Source organism: Brevibacillus sp. RS1.1 (assembly GCF_013284365.1).
Lineage (GTDB): Bacteria > Bacillota > Bacilli > Brevibacillales > Brevibacillaceae > Brevibacillus > Brevibacillus brevis_D.
Window position 1 is genome coordinate 855,429 of record NZ_JABSVA010000002.1, and the last position, 21,482, is coordinate 876,910.

21 protein-coding genes are annotated in these 21,482 nt (G+C 44.7%); 2 read left to right on the forward strand and 19 right to left on the reverse strand.

Translation table 11 applies throughout. The features are described 5' to 3' along the window. Nucleotides 1-153: 153 nt before the first annotated feature. From HP570_RS09500 to HP570_RS09535, 8 genes are all read right to left on the reverse strand, one after another. Nucleotides 154-960, reverse strand: coding sequence for an SMI1/KNR4 family protein (locus HP570_RS09500; protein ID WP_173625562.1), 807 nt, complete (start codon nucleotides 958-960; stop codon nucleotides 154-156). Then, nucleotides 938-1,171, reverse strand: coding sequence for a hypothetical protein (locus tag HP570_RS09505; protein ID WP_173625563.1), 234 nt, complete (start codon nucleotides 1,169-1,171; stop codon nucleotides 938-940). Before HP570_RS09505 ends, HP570_RS09500 begins: the two co-directional genes overlap by 23 nt. A gap of 309 nt (nucleotides 1,172-1,480) precedes the next feature. Beyond that, the gene (locus HP570_RS09510; protein WP_173625564.1) at nucleotides 1,481-2,176 is read right to left on the reverse strand and encodes an Imm3 family immunity protein; all 696 of its coding nucleotides are present in this window, start codon (nucleotides 2,174-2,176) and stop codon (nucleotides 1,481-1,483) included. A gap of 533 nt (nucleotides 2,177-2,709) precedes the next feature. After that, nucleotides 2,710-3,063, reverse strand: a complete 354-nt coding sequence (locus HP570_RS09515; protein ID WP_173625565.1) for a hypothetical protein — start codon at nucleotides 3,061-3,063, stop codon at nucleotides 2,710-2,712. Nucleotides 3,064-3,205: 142 nt separating this feature from the next. Continuing rightward, a complete protein-coding gene (locus tag HP570_RS09520; RefSeq protein WP_254495152.1) occupies nucleotides 3,206-3,514 on the reverse strand; it encodes a hypothetical protein in 309 nt (102 codons plus the stop codon). A 97-nt stretch (nucleotides 3,515-3,611) separates the two neighbouring features. After that, entirely contained in the window at nucleotides 3,612-4,853 is a 1,242-nt protein-coding gene (locus HP570_RS09525) for an IS110 family RNA-guided transposase (RefSeq protein WP_173625566.1), read from the reverse strand. A gap of 120 nt (nucleotides 4,854-4,973) precedes the next feature. After that, on the reverse strand, nucleotides 4,974-5,753 hold the full coding sequence (locus tag HP570_RS09530) for a recombinase family protein (RefSeq protein ID WP_173625567.1): 780 nt from the start codon (nucleotides 5,751-5,753) through the stop codon (nucleotides 4,974-4,976). Then, the gene (locus HP570_RS09535) at nucleotides 5,750-6,016 is read right to left on the reverse strand and encodes a hypothetical protein (RefSeq protein WP_054977407.1); all 267 of its coding nucleotides are present in this window, start codon (nucleotides 6,014-6,016) and stop codon (nucleotides 5,750-5,752) included. Before HP570_RS09535 ends, HP570_RS09530 begins: the two co-directional genes overlap by 4 nt. Nucleotides 6,017-6,178: 162 nt before the next feature. On the opposite strand from HP570_RS09535, the gene HP570_RS09540 reads away from it, so the two are divergent. After that, nucleotides 6,179-6,385, forward strand: a complete 207-nt coding sequence (locus HP570_RS09540) for a helix-turn-helix domain-containing protein (protein WP_054977408.1) — start codon at nucleotides 6,179-6,181, stop codon at nucleotides 6,383-6,385. 499 nt (nucleotides 6,386-6,884) lie between these two features. On the opposite strand, the gene HP570_RS09545 is transcribed toward HP570_RS09540, so the two are convergent. From HP570_RS09545 to HP570_RS09580, 8 genes are all read right to left on the reverse strand, one after another. Next, nucleotides 6,885-7,493: a helix-turn-helix domain-containing protein gene (locus tag HP570_RS09545; RefSeq protein WP_088910850.1), complete on the reverse strand. Its 609-nt coding sequence runs from the start codon at nucleotides 7,491-7,493 to the stop codon at nucleotides 6,885-6,887. Nucleotides 7,494-8,167: 674 nt separating this feature from the next. Then, a complete protein-coding gene (locus tag HP570_RS09550) occupies nucleotides 8,168-8,689 on the reverse strand; it encodes a hypothetical protein (protein ID WP_173625568.1) in 522 nt (173 codons plus the stop codon). Beyond that, nucleotides 8,673-11,819, reverse strand: a complete 3,147-nt coding sequence (locus tag HP570_RS09555) for a late control protein (RefSeq protein ID WP_173625569.1) — start codon at nucleotides 11,817-11,819, stop codon at nucleotides 8,673-8,675. Before HP570_RS09555 ends, HP570_RS09550 begins: the two co-directional genes overlap by 17 nt. Before the next feature lie 37 nt (nucleotides 11,820-11,856). Then, a complete protein-coding gene (locus HP570_RS09560; protein WP_173625570.1) occupies nucleotides 11,857-12,231 on the reverse strand; it encodes a DUF4280 domain-containing protein in 375 nt (124 codons plus the stop codon). Between the two features lie 208 nt (nucleotides 12,232-12,439). Then, nucleotides 12,440-13,369 (reverse strand): S66 peptidase family protein, encoded by a 930-nt coding sequence (locus HP570_RS09565; RefSeq protein ID WP_016741793.1) that lies wholly within the window; start codon nucleotides 13,367-13,369, stop codon nucleotides 12,440-12,442. 50 nt (nucleotides 13,370-13,419) lie between these two features. After that, nucleotides 13,420-14,787 (reverse strand): sigma-54 interaction domain-containing protein, encoded by a 1,368-nt coding sequence (locus HP570_RS09570; RefSeq protein ID WP_173625571.1) that lies wholly within the window; start codon nucleotides 14,785-14,787, stop codon nucleotides 13,420-13,422. Further along, on the reverse strand, nucleotides 14,774-15,535 hold the full coding sequence (locus tag HP570_RS09575; RefSeq protein WP_173625572.1) for a response regulator: 762 nt from the start codon (nucleotides 15,533-15,535) through the stop codon (nucleotides 14,774-14,776). Before HP570_RS09575 ends, HP570_RS09570 begins: the two co-directional genes overlap by 14 nt. Continuing rightward, nucleotides 15,522-17,093: an ATP-binding protein gene (locus tag HP570_RS09580; RefSeq protein WP_173625716.1), complete on the reverse strand. Its 1,572-nt coding sequence runs from the start codon at nucleotides 17,091-17,093 to the stop codon at nucleotides 15,522-15,524. Before HP570_RS09580 ends, HP570_RS09575 begins: the two co-directional genes overlap by 14 nt. A 102-nt stretch (nucleotides 17,094-17,195) precedes the next feature. Here HP570_RS09580 and HP570_RS09585 point away from each other — a divergent pair, with 102 nt between their 5' ends. After that, entirely contained in the window at nucleotides 17,196-18,245 is a 1,050-nt protein-coding gene (locus HP570_RS09585; RefSeq protein WP_173625573.1) for a DctP family TRAP transporter solute-binding subunit, read from the forward strand. A 5-nt stretch (nucleotides 18,246-18,250) separates the two neighbouring features. On the opposite strand, the gene HP570_RS09590 is transcribed toward HP570_RS09585, so the two are convergent. From HP570_RS09590 to HP570_RS09600, 3 genes are all read right to left on the reverse strand, one after another. Next, nucleotides 18,251-19,705 (reverse strand): HAMP domain-containing sensor histidine kinase, encoded by a 1,455-nt coding sequence (locus HP570_RS09590; protein ID WP_173625574.1) that lies wholly within the window; start codon nucleotides 19,703-19,705, stop codon nucleotides 18,251-18,253. After that, nucleotides 19,671-20,360 (reverse strand): response regulator transcription factor, encoded by a 690-nt coding sequence (locus HP570_RS09595; protein WP_012684996.1) that lies wholly within the window; start codon nucleotides 20,358-20,360, stop codon nucleotides 19,671-19,673. Before HP570_RS09595 ends, HP570_RS09590 begins: the two co-directional genes overlap by 35 nt. Before the next feature lie 212 nt (nucleotides 20,361-20,572). Continuing rightward, on the reverse strand, nucleotides 20,573-21,319 hold the full coding sequence (locus HP570_RS09600; RefSeq protein ID WP_012684994.1) for a stalk domain-containing protein: 747 nt from the start codon (nucleotides 21,317-21,319) through the stop codon (nucleotides 20,573-20,575). Nucleotides 21,320-21,482 lie beyond the last annotated feature (163 nt).

Genomic DNA, 21,482 nt, shown 5'->3' on the forward strand with positions numbered 1-21,482 from the left:
CATAAGCTGCTCGTATACAGCTCGTGCCTAAGCAATAGACCTCACTTACTTTTCTACTTCCTGTACGAGTTGCTGGTTCTTCAACTCTTCTGCCACTACCTGTTCACGTTTTGCCATTCGAAACTTTGCATATAAGCATGCATGGTGAAAGCTTTAATTTTTTTTATTAACACATAATTCAGCTAGTAAGGTTTCACCAATATTGTCAATTTGTTTATCTAAATCACCTGCTATAAACCCACACAAAGCATTATTCCTACTTTCGATGTAAAAGCTAATGTCGTCTTTAAAACCTATGTGATGAGTCAAGTCACTAAACCATGCTCTTTGAAAATCATATGTTTTCGAAAATTTATCAATTATGCTAAGAACATCCGATTCATTGTGCCTCTGTATTGCTTCTTTAAGCATGTTTGGTGATCCAGCAAAGATTATACACTTATCATAATTTAAACTTTCATATTTACTAAATGCACATTGAAATAACAATTTTTCAAAGTTATCTGCAAAATAGCTTACAAACTGGCTGTCCTCATTAGTCATAACAATCTGAGGATTATCAGTTTGGGTAAAATCAAATGATAGTTGACCATCAAATAATTCTTTTTGAAAAAAATGTACATATTTATCACTTAAAGTATCTGGTGCTTCCTCATGTATCGCTTCATAAGAATCAATTATCTCAGAAATGGAAGCATATCCTGGAAGTTGAGTTTTAAGTAAACCCCTATCATCCTGCCCCATATAATGTAAATAAATCTCATATTCTTTAGGAAAATGATAGTTATAATTATTAATTTGCGTTAGATATTTTAGGGTATCTATGCTCTCTTTTTTTGCTGGTTCTATTTCATTTATCCATTTCTCATCAAATCTTGATATATATTTTGATAATCGTTCAAAAAGATTTGTACAATCTCCTATGGGTGGAATGTGATTACTTTTTATTGGCATTTGCATATTTCATGTACTCCTCTATATTTTTTATATCACTACACGTTAAACATGGATTCATTTGGTTTGAATCTTGTGCATATGGATACGGATTTTCTTTTTTAGATGAGCGCCAAACAGTATCCATGCCTGCTATTTTACTTGGGTTATCATGTGCAGCATTTACTACTTTTGATTCTACAGTAGTCTCTGGAGTTCTAGGTGGGTATGAAGCCACGTTTCCCGTTCCCTCAGTATCTCTCTGCTCTTGTTCTCTTCTCTCTCCCGGTCTTCCTTCCCATCCCTAGGACGATGATGCCCTCCATCCCATACAAAACAGGCTCATTCCCTCTCATCGTTCGAGTTGGAATAAGCCTTTGAAAGTTAGTTTAAGCGCTTATTAAGCTTTTTTGTGTTTGATTTGTTGTTTGTACGATTTTACTGTTGGAGTTGTAAACCAAGTTTACTCCAAACTTTTGACATACCCATGCAATCGTCGCCAGCCACTATATTTAAAGAGTCAAGTACTTATTATGAGGTTGAGCTTTTAATTATCTGCCAAACGTTCTAATACTCGTTCTATTCTCAATTGCAATTTTTGTTTTTCACTTTTAGACAGTTGTTCTCCTACATCGTCAACGTTAAATTCTTTAAGGGTAATTTCAATATGTTTAAGTTGAATAGTATCCGTCAATCCGTCCTCTAATAATCTCTCAGCTAATGTAGTGTAGACTCCGATTTTCTCACTCTTTGTGTTTCTACAATCTCTTTTAAATCTCTCCAATACTTCTTTTGCTATTTGATCAGGAGTTTTGTCTTTGGAAGTTATAGAATGATAGTAGTTGTTAACTTCATCAATCATTTCATCATAGTACCACATCGCTCTTGCATTATTCGTTAATTGTTTTTGACTTAGATTATATAAAACTTCTTTCTTTCGCGTTATTAATTCTTCATATTCGCTTTCAGATAATATATGTCGTAGAATTTCGTAGTCAACCTCATCTAAAAGCTTTATTATTATGTCTTTTGATTTATGAAATACGTAGGGTTGCTTTAATACTAACTCACTATACCTAACTAAAATTGTAGCTTTTTCTAGATCACCACTATTCATTATTAGCTCGAAATCCTCGAAAGTCTTGGCCAATGCTTCTAAATTACTCATGTTCCTATATTTGTATTCCTGAAATGTCCCATCAAATGAATTTAAAATCTCTCTAAAATTTAATTTAGGAATCATAATCTAACCTCCGTTTTTTTTATGAGTGCGATAGGATTTCCATGCATTAAATATCTTATATTCTGTATTGTCAATCCTTAAGGACTCAATGTCTGATTGACCGACTCATGCTCTTTCACCATATCTATCGTTCTATGTACGTACATTGTTGCAATCACATTTGAAAAAAACGCAAGAAAGTGAAGCTAACAAAAAACAGGTCAATCATGGTGGTATCTGACCATAATCGACCTGTTCGATGCAATGCTATTACGTTAAATAGGGTATAAAATTCAAGCATTGATGTGCGTACATCTTAATTCCTGAAAACTTCCTACAGGTAGAACAAAGATAAACTTCGTAATGATGAAATGAAGTGATTCATTCGGCACTAGGTGGGGGCTTCTTGAAAGCCGCCGCTCATACTCTTTCATTGAGTGGTTATTGGTGTTGCAGCAACGGATGAAGAAAGAAACCGCAACACTGGCGGCTAACTAGCATTGCGATATTGTTTTTAGGATAGTAAATGGGTTTACACAAAAATCTTGACAAACTCAATTAAACATACCAGTTGCAAGCCTTTCTACAATTTCTTTGTCCCACTCATCGAGATTACTCGTTAGCTCATCATAGCGTTTTTTTGATTCTATTGTATCAAGTACTTTAAGTGCTGCCATGCTAAAATGCCCTAAAGTATCTGTGCCAAATAATTTATTTACCTTGGGATCTCTAAACTGGCTGATATAAGTTAATTTATCAACGATCTGTTCGTTACACAATTTTCTACTAACAATCTGAATGATGGCACTCGTTTGTACCATATTATGATGAATGTCTAAGCTTTTTACTAATTCAATATCTTCTAGTTTACCTTCACGTATTTCTTTAGCCAAACTTAATGGTTTCATGTTTTATAACCCCTATCTAATCTTTTTGTGGTCTATAATTATCTATTAGGTATTGTCTTTCGTCTCTATAATTGTTCCACAGATGTTCCGCAAGAGCCTTATTACCAATCCTTTCTGCCTCTTTAATCTCCACCATATATGCTCAGAGCTCCATAATAATTCGATTTTTGAACTCGTAAGTAACTTCTGCCGCCGGATAACCTTTTGCCTTGTCATCTAAAAAATGTTGATCTTCATGTCTCAAAGCGCTTATTGAAGCATCTTCATAAATATTTAATTGCCCAGGACCATTTCCTTTTGGTGCATATGCCATGATATCACGGTCTAAGATTCTTACTTCTACCCCTTCTTCCTTGGCCTTCTTAATAATACTATCCCATTCTTCAGAGTGAGAGAGACGCCCAGGACCATAAATGTCCCTAAACGGGTCAGCATCATTTTTCCCTAACATACTATCAGGTAATCTAGCTTTTCCCGTCCCCTAAGTTGTAATCTTAAACTGGGGAATAAAGAAGGTGGCAATCGTTTTACCAATCACCACCATTCTATCATCCTGCTTGACGGTCTGTTAGGGGAGTAACCATCCTGTATTCCGTCTTGTTCTTCATCATGCTATAGATGATGTTTACAAGCCTTCTCATAACGCATATGAGGGCTTGTTTCTTTGTCTTGCCTTCTGCTAGCTTCCTTTGGTAGAACTCGTGCATGAGGGGATTTCGCTGTTTCTTGTTGCTTCCTTTGGCTACTTGGATTTGTTGAACAGCTAAGTTGTGAAAGATACTATTCAATACTCGATTGCCTTGTCCGCTTGCTTGATCTTTTCCCTTGCCGCCCGAACTAAAGCGAACAGGAGCAATTCCTGCAAAACGTGCTAATTTATCCGCTTTTGAGAAGCGGTTAATATCACCGATTTCCGCCACCAGTTGAGAAGCGGTTACGACATCAATGCCATCCATCGACTCTAATTTGTAATCTAGTTGAGGCATGACCTGTCGAAGTTGAGCTTCTGTTTCTTTAATCAGTTCTCTGCTTCGTTTCATGTCCTGTACCATGTTCACAATGAGGAAGTCTCTGGATTCTTGGTAGTTTCGCTTTGTCTCCCCATCCTTCTTTACCAATTCCAGAATTCCTTCTGCTTTACGGGTAGAACAGGTGTTATGGCTAGCTTTGCGAAGATAGGTTGCCAGTTCCTCTTCCCCCACCGTCTCCAAGTGATGTGGTGCAGGGTATTCTTCCCAAAAGGCAAGGGCGGCTTTCCCGTCAATGTCACAAAAGAACTTTTTATAGGACGGAAAGTGGTAGCTTAGTTGTTGGTGCAATTGATTTTTCAATGAACTGGCATGTTTGACCAATGCGTTACGTCTTGCCACCAGTTGCCCGATTGTCCAGTAAATATCCTGTGGATTTGCGTCTGGCAGTTCATCCAGTCTGGAGAGCAACACTTTGGCGATACAGTACGCATCCCAACTGTCGCTCTTTTGTGTGGTGGCATAGCTCTTACGCTCATTGTAGGAAAGGGCAGAGTTGACTTCCTTGACGATTTGTTTTTTCTCGACAAGATGAACGGCGAGTGCTCTACCGTTGCCGCCCGTGTCTTCCAATCCATAGACAGGAGTCATTCCTTTTTTGCAATGCTTCTTGACCCACTTCAACAAATCATCGAAACTGTTTGGCTTGTTTTCAATTTGGATTTCATCCAGTTTTGTATTCCAACAGTCGATAATGACGGCTGTATGGTGGGCTTTATGTAAATCTAGTCCGACATATATATGCTTTTGCTTGTAGTGCATAAAAGGAATCACCCCTGTATACAAATTCTTTGATGATTAGGAATAGAATGGGGGCAACCTCAGTTCGAGCGTTACTCTCTCGAGCCGCAATGGGACGCAAGCCTCTCCATTCAGTTCCTGTTACAGAATGGCTTCATGCAAGCCAACTGCTTGTATATCTCCATAGCAATATGTACCGCTATAAAAATCACGTTTGTCTAAGATTCGTTTAACTTGTACTTTTGTAAACAATCTGCCTTGCCCAGTTGTATAGCCTTCTTGGTTCAAGGTTTCAGCTATTTGGGTTAATGACCAAGCAGGATACTGTTCCTTGATTTCAAATACTCTACGAACGGTCTCGGCGTGTCTCTCGTCTACTTGGATACACTTCTGCCCTTTCTTGGCTTTGTATCCGAAGGTAGCTCTACCACCTGCATAGCCGCCCTGTTGGGCTTTCTTGATCCTTCCTCGACTTAACTTCATAGCGATTTCAAGACGTTGGTAAGCGTCTAGCAACTCCATCAAACCGTTAATCAGGAAGTCATTCGGGTCTTTCTTGTAAATGCTGTAGGTGGGTTGTTCGATGCTCCGAACGTCCACCCCGTATTTTTTAAATTCTCTGTGAACGAGAACCTTCACAATGTCAGACCGCCATAAACGGCTTGTATGGAGGACGACAACTGCATCAATGGTTTTACTGGCTAGGGCGGTTAGCATGCTCTGGAAGCCTATCCTGTCCACCTCAAGAGCATCCTCGTTGACCTTTGCTCCACTGATTCCTTCGTCCACATATATGTTCATCAAGTTCCATCCTTGCTCCTGACAATAGGAGCGGATTTCATCCTGCTGATACCCTAGACTGTAACCGTCCTTTGCTTGTCCGCTAGTCGAGACTCTTACGTAACCGATGACGTTCTTCATGTTGTCGCTCCCTCAGTAAACTGCATCTCACTCGTAATTAACGCCTGTTCTAACTTGAGATGACAACATTCCGTACGTAAATCCATCTCAATACGATTAACGGCTAATACAATATCCTCTATGGCTGTACGCTGACAACGAAACCCTTCCCGAATGGTAAAGTCCAAGATAGCAGATTGATAAGTGATACAGGTCTTCAATTTCTCATGAACAACAGCTTCTCTCATCTGCAACTGTTCCAGTCTGTGGATTAAGTGATTCAAGCCATCTCCCCCTCCGTAACAGTAATTGAGATTATCGTAACGCCTAATAGATACAAATGAATTATATATCTACTAAACGATACAATCAATCACTTTTATTAGACCCACCCAATCCGTATACGTATAATAAAGAGAGGTTGATGTTTGGAAAGAAGGTTAGCTATGCCTATTATCGTGAAACTCAAGGAAATATTGGCTGAAAGAAACATGTCCCAACGCGAACTAGCCAGACTTACGGGATTAAGACCAAATACAATCAGTCATCTATGCTCAAATGAAGTCGATAGAGTCCATCTCAGCACGTTTGAAGTCATATGTAAGACGCTCGACATCGAACTTCATGACCTTATCGTTATGGAAGATGAGTAGCACATTGCCGCACCGCCCTCATAGAACCGCGTTATCAGTAGATACACCCCCCTCTTTGTAAAAGCCTTATGTGTGTTCTCAGAGCCATTAAGAGAGCCGTCCGACAGGGCAGGGCGGAGAAGGGGGGCGGCGGAACTCTTTCTTTGATTATTGAGTAAAGTATCCGCAAAAGAGTTATCCGCCGCTTTTTCCAATCCCCTCCAAGAATCAAGAATCTCCCCCGAAATCGCAGACCGCCGCACGGCGTCTGCTGATTCTTCTTTCATTGATTCTTCTATTGGTTCTTCTTTATTGAGTATTGTTTATGATTATTATTAGTGAGACTATCTGACGCTTCATAACAGACTTTATGTCTATCATCCAGACTCCCTGTCCTTCTAAACCGACTCTATGTCTAAATCGTGGACACATTGTCTACAGCACCCTTTTTGCATCCTTCAACAGACTATTTGACGGTTATCTGGGCAGAGAGTCTGCTGAAATGACAGACTCATCATTTTTACCCGTTCACATCGGGCGGAAAGCGTTTGGTCATTTCAGCTTTCAGGAACTGAGCATAGCTTTCCAGAATCTCCTTCTCAGCGAATTTGTCAATGGGCAGTCTTCTTTCATTGAGTCTTTGAAGTTGGTCAATATACGACTTGTATTCGTCACGCTTGACCATTCCCTGAATCCAAAGCGTCAACTCTCGCTCGTTTACTTGCTTCCGTACGCTTCCGATAACCTCATGGGTCTTTTCCGACATTAACAGATATGGGTGGCAATGCAGATAATTCGAAAGGGAATAGGTGTTATTCTTACCCTGACTGACTAGAATCATCTTCTTGTCTGCCAATTCCTTGATATGGCGTTCTACTGACTTTGAACTGCATCCGATGTTTCTAGCCATCATTTCGATGGTCGGATAGCATTGACTTTTGTCGCTCATATACGCGATCAGGTCAATCAGAATCAGCTTTTCATATTGTGTTAAGCCGTAGCACCGATGAATTTTATGCGGCACTTTGGTAAACCCCTTATGTTGTGACGTAAACTGACTCTCTTGGCTCACCTTGTCCATGTACTCATTTGCGGCTTGGTTATTCTTAATCAACCAGAAGTTACTCATTTTCATTACCATCCTTCTCATAGTTTTATGCCGCTGCATGGCGGCTATGAAGTTGGGAAGGTGGCTAGCCTACACGTTACCTTACCTGTTATATGTCAACTGGTCGTCACCAGATTCATTTCTCCACTGTAACAATCGCGATAACATGCCATTCTGTTGCTGATAAAATCAAAAATATTTTCGATTTAGCCCCCACTACTATTAATTGTCGTGCTACACATCCTTAAAGGTGCGATTGGTTAGTTTTTCATCCTCTCTATCAGGGCGACGTTCTTTACAGTTGCGATTGATTTCAAAAAACTGCGAGAAAACGAAGCTAACAAAAAACAGGTCAATCATGGTGGTATCTGACCATAATCGACCTGTTTAATGTATCGGAATAGCACTTTTTAGGGTATAAAACTAAAACATTGATGTGCGTACAAATAAAATGAAAAAGTCTTTATACGAATACAACTTGAGTTAAGTCTACTTAGACTCATCTGCCCTACTCATTCGGCACTGGGTGGGGTCTACTCATCAACAAACCGCACTAGGATAAAAGACCACAATACGGGTGGCTATCTCGTATTGTGGCAATGTTGGTTGTATTGTACGATCTTGTTTTTGGGGTTGTATGTTTTCCCAGATTATTTTACAGCCTCTAAAATCCACTAAATACAATAGGGCTATCACTAAACATTGTTATTAAGATCAATTCTCTCCAAATTAGGATCGCTAATATCCGTTTCTAACCTACTGCTATGAAAATCAATCCAATTGTCGAGAACAAAAGCAGCACTACCACAACTCAAAGCCCTGTCGCTATCAAATCTTAATTTCCCACCTCTTTCAAAAAATTTTATGATAGGTTCATAAATATTTGCTACTTTTAAAGCTTCCGAAAATCCTTGTTCAACAATATATGCTGTTTCTAAATAATTTCTACATATTTTATAGTGTATTGGGTTGTTAATGTCAGGCACACTTTCATCTACAACCCTATCAATTTCTAGCAACAAAGCATTGTTTTCAATATTTAGGACTTTTAGTGGACTTCCTATTGGACTTTGAATAGAAAAATAAGGCTTTGTAAAAATAGCCATTCTTCTCAAATATTCAGCCAGCAGAACTGAGTGGGATTCTTTGGGCTTTTCTTCAATATTCCAATCTAATTGATTTATTCTTTGTACCGCACTACTAAAAGACAATATCATATTCATCACCTTTTTTGATTTTATAGAATATCGAACTTTCCTCCTTATATCCAGGAAATGTTCCAAATTCAGGTTGTGGTTTAGCATTATCATGTGCACCAGGAGGTTTGGATTTCCACATTTTCAACTCGAAATCCCAAGATTCTGGATGTCTATAGTATTCTTTCCCTGAATCCATTCGGGCTTTTTCATCTAATTCATGTGCTTTTAACTGTTGAATCCACTGTTTCTGAGCAGAAGTCAGTTCTCCTTCTTGGGCTTTATGGAAAACATATACTACTTCAGGATCAGGTGTTAATCTAGATTTATAAAAATATAAACCTTTTTCATCATAAGCTGGGAAATCATATTTATTAAGAAATAGATGTGATTTTAAATCTATTGCATCCTGTAAATCCAAGCCAGTATTCTTAGCAAAGTCCTCTATATTTTTCAATCCTGTACTTCTTATTTCTTCAGCCTTCTTTTCAGCAGCAATATCAATCTTAAATTTAATTTCTTCTTCAGGAGGATCAGCATACCTCTTTGTATCTTCACCCGTCCCCTCAGTATCCCTCTGCTCTTGTTCCCTTCGCTCTCTTTCTTCTCTTTCTTTTCTCTCTCTTTCTTCTCTTTCTTTTCTCTCTCTTTCTTCTCTTTCTTTTCTCTCTCTTTCTTCTCTTTCTTTTCTCTCTCTTTCTTCTCTTTCTTTTTCTTCACGTTCCTTCCTCTCGCGCTCTTCTCTATCCGGCTCTTCCTCCTCTTTTCTACGACGATGATTTCCTCCACCGCCGCCTCCATTTCCATTCCCGTGACTGTTCCGCTTTTCGATAAAAACTACTGGCCAACTAATTCCACCACCGTCAATTGGACTAGTCCACATCACTCCCACTCGTATATCTATTTCACCTTTCATCCGTTCAAGAAACGCATCAATTATATTTTTTAATTTAATCATCGACTCTGCAAAACTCTTAGCCGCCGTCTTTAGCTTTCCATCCTTAAGAATGACGTGCATTAGTTCATCGATACTGGAATTAGGCAGAAGGACACCTTTCCCATTTCCCTCATGGTCACCAGACTTTTTCTTAACATCCGGCCCATCCAGCTTATCGGCCGTTTTCACCGTCCGCATGACGGCTGTACCTGTTCCGGCACTAAGAAAGTTTGCCGCTACCTCTGCTACCACCATGTCTTTCTTAAACGCATTCTGGCCCTTCGCATAGCTTTGTTCTTCTGATCTGGTCCACAGACCGCCGTTAAACAAGTTTTCTTGTTTGTATTGCTCTTCCTTCGCAAATGGATCGATATAGTCGTCGTAAAGCCCTTGTCCCAGCTTCCCCAAATCTGAAAAGATTTCTTCCGGTCCCTTCTTGCCCGTAACCGTATCTCCCACATAATTGAGCGTATCGTTTACGCCTTTCTCGATACCTTTCACAATGCCATTGCGTTCCCTCAGTGTGCCAACTTCTTCGCCGCTTACAAATTCATATAAATCTTGCGTGTTCTCTTCTCCCGCAAGTCCTGTCAGCAGCATGTCTCCGGCATCTACTGCCGTATTCCACAAACCTAACAAGGTATCTCCAAAGGCATCTATCTTCCCTTTCGCCTCAGCTACTTGGTTGTTGAAGGCTCTGCGGGCCATTACGGCAGCCAAACCGTTTTCCTGAACGTCCTTTTCAAACGCACTAAATAGCTGCTTATACTCCGTTCGCTTAGACGCCTCCAGCTTAATCTCCTCACTGCTGGATTTGTTTTCCTCCAACAGCTCTATCGTATCCGACGCCGTTTTCACGTTCAAGCTCTCAGTCCCGGACAAAGACACCGCTGCCCCTTTCAAGGTCAGGGCACCACTCGCACTGATATTCACATTCGAGGTACTTTTCAGACTGATGCCAACATCCTTGTTCATTGAGATGTAGAGCATCCCTTCCTGGGCCGTCATCGTCAGCTCTTTATCCCCGAGCGTAAACTCTTTCCCCTGCGGATTTCCAAACGTTTTCACACCGGGGTCCTGCATTTGCCGCTCCTGCTTCTCGGCAGCGGCTCCTTTGGGCGCATGGCGCACGGAGTTCATGACCATGCCGTCGTCTTCATCGGCGCTCGGGAAGTACAGCTTTACCTTTGAGCCGAGCTCGGGCATGAGGTACAAAATTTGGTTGCCTTCCGCTGCATACGGGAACCACTGGGCCTTGCTTGGCTCTTGTTTTTTGTCCATGTTCAGGTGGAGCTTGACCTGGTTGCGACCGATTTGAATCACTTTTCCGTCGATCGCCGCACCGATGATGGCCTTGTTGTACAGCTTCGTTTGCTTGACGGCTTCAGGCACGGCGCAGACGTAGCTCCACCTCAGGAGTCCCTGCTCCAGCTTCCCAGTCACTTTTGTAATGACAAACGTTTGCCCTTCCCGCCGCACCTCATCTCCGATTTGCAACAGGTCGTCGTAATCGAAGGCGTACGTCGTGTACTGGTACTCGCTGACGGACGAGGAGCCGTTTGCGGCTTTTTTCATGTACGGCGCGATGGCCCGATTGACCTCGTATGGCGATTCTTCTTCCAGCTTGATTTGCTTGCGTCCCTCGGGCATGCCGATCCACAAGCGTACCTTATGCGCACTCAAATCTGGGACGAGGACGGCTCCGACATGGGACGCGATTCGTTTTAAAAAGGTCCAGTCTGTCTCCTCGTACTGCATGATGTATTTGCCCTGCTGGCGGTCGTCGAAGGCTTGATCGATGACATCTCCACCTTGATAGATGGACATGATTTCGTCTACGACATCCCGGTACAACCGATTCACCTGTTGAAACGAACGTGTTTTCACGCTCAGATCCAACGCATATGTATGCGACACGGCCTTTATCGTGACGTAGTGAATATCTCGTACGACCTTGATCTCCACATGATCCAGCCGCCCCATGAAAATCGGCTGCTTTTCCCCGCCTTCCACCTTGTACAGCTCGATGGGATCGTGGGTGCCAGCACGATTGATGATCTCGTCCTCTTTGTCTTCCGGGACAATTCCTGTGATTGTGAGCTTGGCATGCGTGCCTGTTTGATGGACGAACTCTAACTGATCTAGCCGGATCGGTCCATATGGCCAGACGACTTTTATATCCTGATAGGTCATGACGCCACTTGTACGCTGCATGTTCTCTCCCCTCCTTCTCTAGCAAGCGCGATAAGCGTCAATCCTGACCGTCTTTTTCAATCGTGATGATGCCTGAACGATTGCAAACGAGCTGTGACCTGCTCAGCAAGGCATGCTCGTTGTCGATGAGCACATCGTGTTTTCCATCTGTCCATTTCGAGAACGTCTGTGGTACACACACATCTCCTCCTAGCGCTTTACAAAACCCAAAGCATCCGATATTCACGCCGGGGACGTGATCGGCGACATTCATGACAGGCTTGTTAAGGCTGTAAACGCCATGGCACCAAGGTAAATTCAAAATGCCGGGGTCGGTTCCCTGACTACACTTGAGGGTCGCTCCCCGCACGACATATGAGTACTCGGGGCTGAACAACCCCATTGTAAGTGCTTGAAGTAACGCTAGCATCATTAGACCTATCTCCCCTTCCAAAAAAATCCTCCGCAAGCAACTTCCATATTCCGTCTTATTTTTACATTCCATCTAATAATCGGGATATATTGGAAAATATTTTATGGGTCAAACGTCCTGTTTCCTTATTTTTCTAAGTAACCCAAAAAGGCTCCCTCCAACGCTACAAGAGTTGGGGGAAGCCTTCTTGAATTCAAACCTATTCACACTATATGGTTACGCTCTCCTCGATCACCAGCTCACCGTTTGTCGCATCGAGACTGGCCTCTACGCCCAGAGGGAGCGCGATGTTGCACGCGCCATGTCCGATCTGAATGTTCCAGATGGTTGGCTTTCCGTACGGTACGACGATATTTTGAAACACATCCCAGACAGAGAAGCCTTCGCGCTTTTTCGGCTCACAATCGGTCCATGTCCCGATGACGACGCCCGCACAATCATCAAACAAGCCACCCTGGGCAAGCTGTGTCAGCATGCGGTCAATCCGGTACGGCTCTTCGTCGATATCCTCCAGGAACAACAGCTTGCCTCTCGTATCGAGCTGGTAAGGCGTGCCCATCAACGCGGAGACGAGGGCGAGATTCCCGCCGACTACGGGTCCAGCTGCCTGACCTTCGACGAGACAAACGATTTCTTCCCCCGGCGGATTCATGATTGCTCCCAATGGCTCGGGGCGAGTCATGGCGCGCAGCAAATATTGCTTGGACCAGTCATCCAGTCCATGCGCGATGTCTGAGGTAGCCATCGGTCCGTGAAGGGTAGCCAGATTCGCACGCTGTCCGAAAACGGTATGCAACGCCGTAATGTCACTGTAGCCGATAAACAGCTTCGGGTTTTGAGCGATGAGGTCATAATCGAGCAAGGGTAGCATTTGCGGGGAACCGTAACCACCGCGCATGCACATGATCCCGTCCACTTCCTCGTCCACGAACATGGCATTCAGCTCCGCCGCCCGTTGCTCAGGAGTTCCCGCCAAATACCCACCGTACGATTCTCGGCATGTATCCGATATTTTCACCTTGTATCCCAGACCTTGCAGCTCTGCCATTGCTTTGTTCAGCACTTCTTCTGTAGCAGGGCTAGAGGTTGCCACTACTCCGATTGTATCTCCCGCTCGCAATGCTTTCCCTTTGTTCATCTGTCCAGTCTCCTCCTCCGGGGTTCTCTCCCCATTATCGTACATCTGTGTCAACTGGTGCATAACCATTTTCGCAGCTTGCGACTGGCAGACGGCTGGCTGATTCCGAGCGCTTCCGCTACCTTTGTCGTCGTTTTATGCTGCTCATACGCCCGTTGCACAAGCTGGCGCTCCACCTCGTCCATTGCTTCCTGCATCGCCATCACACGATCGACCTTGATCCCTTTGTGCTCTCTGTACTCTTGGTTATGTATGTAACGCGGAATTTGCGCGGGCGTAATGAGGACATCGTGAGACGTGACGACGAGCCGTTCCACTACATTTTCCAACTCCCGCACATTGCCAGGCCAATCGTATTCACTGAGGATGCGATAGCAAGTATCTGCGAGCTGTCTCTCCAAGCAGTACTTTTGCGAAAAGACATTAAGAAAATAATGGACGAGCACGGGTATTTCTTCCAGCCGTTCGCGCAGCGGCGGAATTTCCAATGGGACGACGTGAATGCGATAGTACAAATCCTCGCGAAACTTGCCTTCCTTGACCATTTGCCGCAGGTTTTTATTCGTAGCCGTGATCAGCTTTACATCTACTTTTCGCGAGACAGAGCTGCCTACAGGCGTAATCGTTTTTTCTTGCAGCACATTCAACAACTTTACTTGCAAGGAGAGTGACATCTCCCCGATCTCGTCCAAAAACAGCGTGCCTCCGTTTGCCTTCTCAATCAAACCTGCCTTGCCATCCTTGAATGCTCCTGTAAAAGCACCCTTTTCATAGCCAAACAGCTCTGACTCCAGCAATGTCTCGGGAATGGCTCCGCAGTTGATGTGCACGAATGGCTTGTCCACTCTCGGACTGCACTCGTGGATGTATTTTGCCAGCACGCCTTTTCCGACACCTGATTCTCCTAGCAGGATCATGGATGATTCTACCTGCGACAGTTTTTTGGCCAACATGGCGACCTGCTCCATGGACTGGCTGCGGTAGATCAAGCTAGTCTCTCCTTTTCGTCTGTTGTTCTCCTTGGTCATTTCACTTTGCAAGACCGTTCCGACGTACTTGACTTCATTTAATTCCTGCTGCAGTTGCTCCTGGCTCGTTATATCAATGAAAGTATGAACCACTCCGCTAAAATTCCCGTCCTGATCCCAAATCGGTGTGCCTTCCACAAAAAGCTTTTGATTTTTGCGGGTGGTTTGAATCGTGTGTACCTTTTTCTTGTCGCGAATGACCCGCATCGTGATCGTTGGCGCAAAATAGCCGAGGTGATAAAACTCCTCGATCGGTTTGCCTATCATCTCCCTGGGATCGATTCCGAAAAATTCCTCATATCGTCCTGAGCCATACAAGGTTCTGCCTTCTGCGTCTGTTACGTGCACAATATCAAACAGCGAACCTAATAACGATTCATAATCGACCATGGCGCTCTCTACCCCCCATGCCCCCCGCATCTTGTGGAGTGACACGTACATAGCGATTCGTCGGTCTGCCTACCCCACCATAACTGACATCCATTCTGACACTCCCGCTCTTCTCTAGATAGTCCAAATAGCGTCTGGCCGTCACTCTCGCGATCCCAACGCGTTCGGCCACATCATCTGCCGAGAGCGGCTGACTCTCTTTCTCGATCTGACGCATGATTTGCTCCATAGTGACAGCGTGCAGTCCCTTCGGCAGCATTGCCCTGGCTGGAGTGGTATCGGCTTGTTCCTTTTCCCGGCTTTTGCGGAATAACAGCTGGTCGACCTCATCCTGGGATGCGGTTCCCTCCCACTCAATCCGTCGGCGAAACTCTCGATAGTTTTCCAATGATTGCTTGATCCGTTCAAACTGAAACGGCTTGATTATATAGTCCATTGCCCCATTGCGCAGCATGGACTGGATCGTGGTTTTGTCCTTGGCAGCGGTTACGACGATGACGTCTACTGCATGTTTGGCGGCGCGCAGCTCCATCAGCGCCTTCACCCCGTCCTGGATCGGCATAAAAATATCAATGATCACCAAGTCAGGAGTGAGCTCTTTCACTAGCTTGAGTCCATCTGCCCCGTTGGCTGCAATTCCGACCACGACAAAGCCCGGGACGCGCTCAATGAACTGCTTGTTGATTTCCTGTACCATCGGATCGTCTTCCATAATCAGTACGCGAATGTGATCGTTACCCTTCTCCATGACTGTCCACCTCCCCCATCGGAAACGTTATGAGAAAGCTGGCCCCTTCTCCGCGTGCCGAATGGCAAACCAGCTCGCCTCCCCCTTTATTGACCAACTGATGCACCAGATGTAGACCAAGTCCACGGTGCGCACGCTCTTTCGTAGAAAATCCCCGTTCCAGCATATGTCGGCGCGTCTCTTCGTCCATGCCGATTCCATTGTCCTCCACCAAAATGGAGCAAATCTCTTCGTCTTGTTCGATACTGATCATGATCTCCTTCTCGTCACGTTCGATGCGCTCCAGTGAATCAAAGGCATTCTCGATCAGATTTCCCAATATGAGCACGAAATTATGATGATCCATGTACGGCGGAAAACGTTCCAGATGACTCCTGCGATCAATGACAACACGGATGCCCAGCTCTCTTCCGCGACTTACTTTGCCGATCAAAAGCCCAGATAAGTTCTCATCCATGATCCTTGTTGTTAAAAAGGAGGTGAGCTCCTCCTGCTGCTCGTTGACCTCGAACAAATACGTGAGTGCCTTTTCATGCTGATGGAGCTGAAGCAAGCCTGCGATGGTATGCAAATGATTCATGTGCTCGTGATTTTGTACCCGCAGTGCACCGACGAATTCTTTTACACCTGTCAGCTCCTCCGCCATTCTCGCCACTTCTGTTCTGTCCTGAAAAATCGCAATGGCGCCGACGATCTTTTCCTCGACTTTGATCAGAAAACGGTTGGACCAGAGCAATGTATTGCCGACGTGAATTTCCGTGTTGGTAAAATTCTGGCGAAGCTCCAACACTTCTGGTAATCTGGTGTCGTGCAGGACAGACCGTATGTGCTTGCCCAGCACTTCTCCTTCTATGCCAAAAATTTGCTTCGCCCTGTCGTTAAAGATTGTGATTCGCTCCCGATTATCGATAGCGATTACTCCCTCATGCATGGCATGGAAGGTTGCGGTTCTCTCTACCAGGATTCGCGCGATTTCGTCTGGCTCCAAGTCGAGCATCTGCTTTTTCATGTGACGGGCCAACTGATAGGAGCCCCACACCCCGAACAATAAGGAGAGGAAAAAGGTCAGCGCGATATTGTTTCGCTCGCTGTACAAGATCCCCCAGACATCAGGCATGACACGTCCGACCACGACAACACCCACCTGCTGATGCTGGTCATCCATGATTGGCACGTAGGCCCGCAGAGCCGTTCCCATCTCTCCTATGACTTTTTGAAAATAGGAGTGCTCCGCATAGGCCTCATCAACCGCAGGGTCCATAAACACCGTACCAATCCGCTCATCTAATGGGTCTGAATAACGAACACGCTCCTTATTCAGTACGACGATATACGTCACATCATTGACGACGCGCAGGTTGTTGGCTGTCGGTTGGATCACCTTCCACCCGTCTGGTTCCTGTATGCTTTTTTGTACATTTGGAATCGTCGCAACCGTGCGCGCTGTGGTCATCAGCCGTTGTCCCAGTTGGGTTTCCGTAATCCGAATAATCCCTCCGGCCATGATCAAGTTTCCGATGATCAAGGAAAAAAGAACGATTCCGACGGAGAGTAGCATAATCTTCCATTTAATTGTTAATCGTTCGAGCAGGTTCGTTCTTTCCTTTCCATTGGGTTTGTAACTCACTCACATTCATTCAACATAAGCAGGTGTTTAATAATGAAATCATTGGTAACCAGTACATTCATAGTCTTACTTGGACTTGTGAGCGCTGTCATTATCGGCTTCGGTCCAGATCTCCTGATGGACAACAGAGGATACGACGAAGAACAAGTAGGGCTGTCCAATCAAATTATCATCAAGTTCAGCCACGTGATCGCGGAAAACACACCGAAGGGTCTGACTATCGAACGTTTTTCCCAGCTCGTGAAGGAAAAGACAAACGGACGTGTAGAGGTGCAAGTCTTTCCCAACAGTATCCTTCACACAGAGAAAACCGAAATGACTGCTTTGCAAAACGGCGAAATCCAGATGATCGCCCCTGCATTCTCCTATGTGTCGAACACCATTCCCGAGTGGGCTGTCCTTGATCTGCCTTATCTGTTTCGATCGCAAGAGGACGTCGAAACTGTATTCAATGGGGAAATCGGCCAAATACTATTCGATAAGCTTGAAGATTCCGACATGAAAGGGCTGGCCTTCTGGGGAAGCGGCTTTAAGCAAGTAACAGCCAACCGCCCATTAATTATGCCTTCCGATTTTGTCGGCCAACGTTTGCGCATCATTCCAGGCAACGTGATCGAAGCTCAGTTTCGCACGCTCCACGCAATCCCTGTAGGCTCTTCCTTCAATGAATTATACAGCATGCTGGCTGCCGGAAAAGTAGACGGCGAAGAAAATACGATCTCCAATGTGTACACCAAACGGCTTTACCACGTTCAAAAGCACATGACGATCAGCAATCACAGTTATTTGGGCTACGCCGTCGTGATTAATAAAACGTTTTGGAACAATCTCCCCGCCGATATTCAGCAGGCGATATCAGAAGCGATGCAGGAAGCGACAGCTTACAATAATCAATTGGCTGTTTCGATGAATGACAAACAACTACGCTTGCTCCAAGAAAATGGGGGGATGAACATCCACGTACAGACAGCAGAAGAACGTGCGGCCTGGATCGAAGCATTGCAGCCAGTCTACGATCAATTCGCCCCGAGTATCGGAGAACCCTTGATGCAGAAAATCAGAGAGCTCCACCAACGCCGGTGAAGCTCTCAAGCAATCTCCTCGCTCTGCTCCTTGCGCATGGGCAAAATGAGCGTAAATACAGATCCCTCTGACGTGCTATTTGCAAGGAGGAGATCTCCACCAAGCGCCTTCGCCATCATGCGAGAATAGGACAGCCCCAAACCGAGTCCACGTACTTTGTCTTTTTTATTGCTTCCCCGGAAAAAGCGCTCAAACACAAGAGGCTGTTCCTTTGCGGGTATTCCTGGTCCATCGTCTTTGACGTCGATTCGTAAATCGGTGTCCGTTTCGTAGAGAGTGAGCGCTATGCTTCCCTTCCCACCAACAGCCTGTTTCGCGTTGTTCAAAAGGTTAATCAGGATTTGCTGGACACGCCCCGGATCGACATAGATCATCGTCTGCTTGTCCAGAACCCCAACGGTAAACGTAACGTGACCGAGGTCGTTAACAATCTGCCATTGTGAGGCGATCTCGCGGACCAGCTTGTTCACGTTTTGCTCTTCCTGACAAACGGTGATCGCTCCTACGGCAAATGAATTGAAGTCTAGCAAATCCTCTACCATTTTTTGCAGACGCTTGGTCTCCTTCAAGCAGATTTCCAAGAACTCCTTCTGCTCCTCACCGGAAACCACCTCGTCGTTAATTGCCTGGATCAATCCGCTAATCGACGTAACGGGGGTTTTCAACTCGTGTGTCACCCCAGCCAAAAGCTCTGTTCGCATGCTTTCCAACTGCCGAAGACGGTCGGCCATTTCTGCAAACGTATGAACCAGCTCGTGAATTTCCTTTTCCTTGATCGTTTTATTGAGCAAGACGTCGTAGTTTCCTTCTACGATCTGTCGTGCGGACATTACCACATTTTGAATCGGTTCAGACAGCTTCCGCGCATGAAAATAAATAACCGCCCAGCCAAGCACCCCCAAACTCCCCAGCATGATGACCAAATATTGGATTTCTTCTTTCCCTACCTTGATATCCGTTTCTGGAAAAAGCAAGATCACCTCGCCAATGATTCGGTCATTGAACTCCAAATTCTTCCTGATTACATACAGGGTCTCCCCTGACGGATGCCTCACTTTATCCCGCATATCTGCCTGCTTCAACAGCTCAGGTGCTGCCTGCTGCAAAGGAGGCGGAAGCTTGGTTGGACGACTGTATACGACCTTTCCTTTTACATCTTCAATGAACAAAATCAGGTTGCGATCCACACCCATAAACTTGCGCCGATTATCCAATACCTGATGAAGTTTTTCCCCCACCAAAATATTTCCAACATCATCGACGACTCGATCAGCTACTTCCTCCGCAAACAGTCGCGTGACCTCGATCTGCTTTTCAATCGCAGCGTACTTGATCCAATAGGCAGAAACAGCCCCAATGATGATTAATCCGATCACGAGGGTGAGTAGATAGCGTGTGGTCCAATAGCGCAGCAGCGATACGGGCTCATTGTTTTTTATAAACACAGAATTGATACCCAACCCCTCTTTGCGTCTTGATCTCGCCTTCCTGAACTGGCCAATTCTCCAGCGTCTTTCTGACCCGCTTGATCGCCAGGTCTACAGCACGGTCACTCCCACCATAGTCCATTCCCCATACTTGTTCGATCAATTGCTCCCGGGTAAAGGTCTGATTCGGATTTTGTGCCAGAAAAAGCAGCAAGGACAAATCGCGCGGGTGAAACGTCAGTTCGAGACCGTGCAGCGTCACGTGGTGGGACTGAAAGTTTATTTTTAAGCTTCCAAATAGTCGGGTTTCCTGATCTTTCACCAAAATAACGGAGCGGCGCAGCACCGCATTGACCCGTGCAACTACTTCATCCGCGACAAACGGCTTCGTTATGTAGTCATCTGCCCCTTGATTCAGTCCTTTGAGCTTTTGGTCTGTTTGACCGAGCGCCGTCATGATAATGACCGGACAGGAGCTCTTTTCGCGAATGTACTGGAGAATCTCCCAGCCGTTGCGCTCAGGGAGCATGACATCCAACAGAACCAGATCCGGCTTTTTTTCGTCAAAAAGCTCCATCGCCTCGAGTCCGTCGTTCGCTGACCAGACCTCATACCCTGCCTTTTGCAAGTAAGCCTTTATCACGCGCGCTATCACCAGTTCATCTTCTACCAATAATATGCTTTTCATATCTTCCCTACCTGATTTACAGACATATGATCATTCCTATTCGAGAATTCTCGCATGGTCTCTCTAATCGTCTACGTACTTCTATTCTATCAGTTTACAACCTTGTATTTAAATTTGGCTTTGATGTTTTTGGAAAATAGGAAAAAAGCCTTGCATCCTGTAAAAAGGAGCAAAGCTTTTTTTGTGAGGAACGTCCTCACTTTCCGTTAATTTTACACGTCAAAGTTGATGTCTTGATCGCTAGCATCGCCTTCGAACTCATAAATCGTATCGTCGGAGTCGCTGTCGATGATTTCACCTTTAATGTCGGCATCTTCGAAATCCTTGTCGTCCCAGATATCTTTGATAATATCTTCAACGAGAGCCTCTACATCGCCATCGTCATCCAGGTCATCGAATTCATCTTTGTATTTATCCAGATTGATCTCGATTTCTACATCGATATCATCCTCATCGCCCTTCAGGGAGATACTCCATTTGAGGTCTTTGTAGTCATCGTAATCAGAGTTCAGATCATCTTCCAGATCATCCAAGGCATCCTGAATATCATCATTTTTTTTGTTATTGTTGTTTTTCTTGCCGTTTTTCAAATCAGAGATCTCTTTGTTCAGGCTATCGATGGTGTTTTGCAGGCTTCTGATTTGAGCATCACGTGCAGCCAACTCGTTTGCGTGTTGGGAGTTAGGCAAGTCTTTTACCGTAATGGTGTACTTCGCGCCATCCCATGCTACATCCTTGCTGAATACGCCAGCCATCATGCGAAGTGGAATGTACGTGGTTCCGTTTACGATGAATGGTTCGATTGTTGTTGGAACAGCCGCACCGTTATAAATAACTTTAATGTTGTTGTACTTAGCTTGCAGATTCTTCGTTCCAGTCGCCGCTTGAGAGCTCGTCGGAATAAGTGTGGTAGTCAGAATCAACGCTGAGGCAATCGCCAGATATTGCTTCTTGAACATAGAAAATCCTCCATTCTCCCGGTTGTCTATTTCTTTCGTGTCACTATGTACCTCTCTTACTTTACCTATCGTTCGTGTCGAGAGTATGTCAATCATTGATTTTTTCCTTTCCAATTTGAGGGGATTTCTATGACCAAAATGACCAAAACAACCAATATGACCG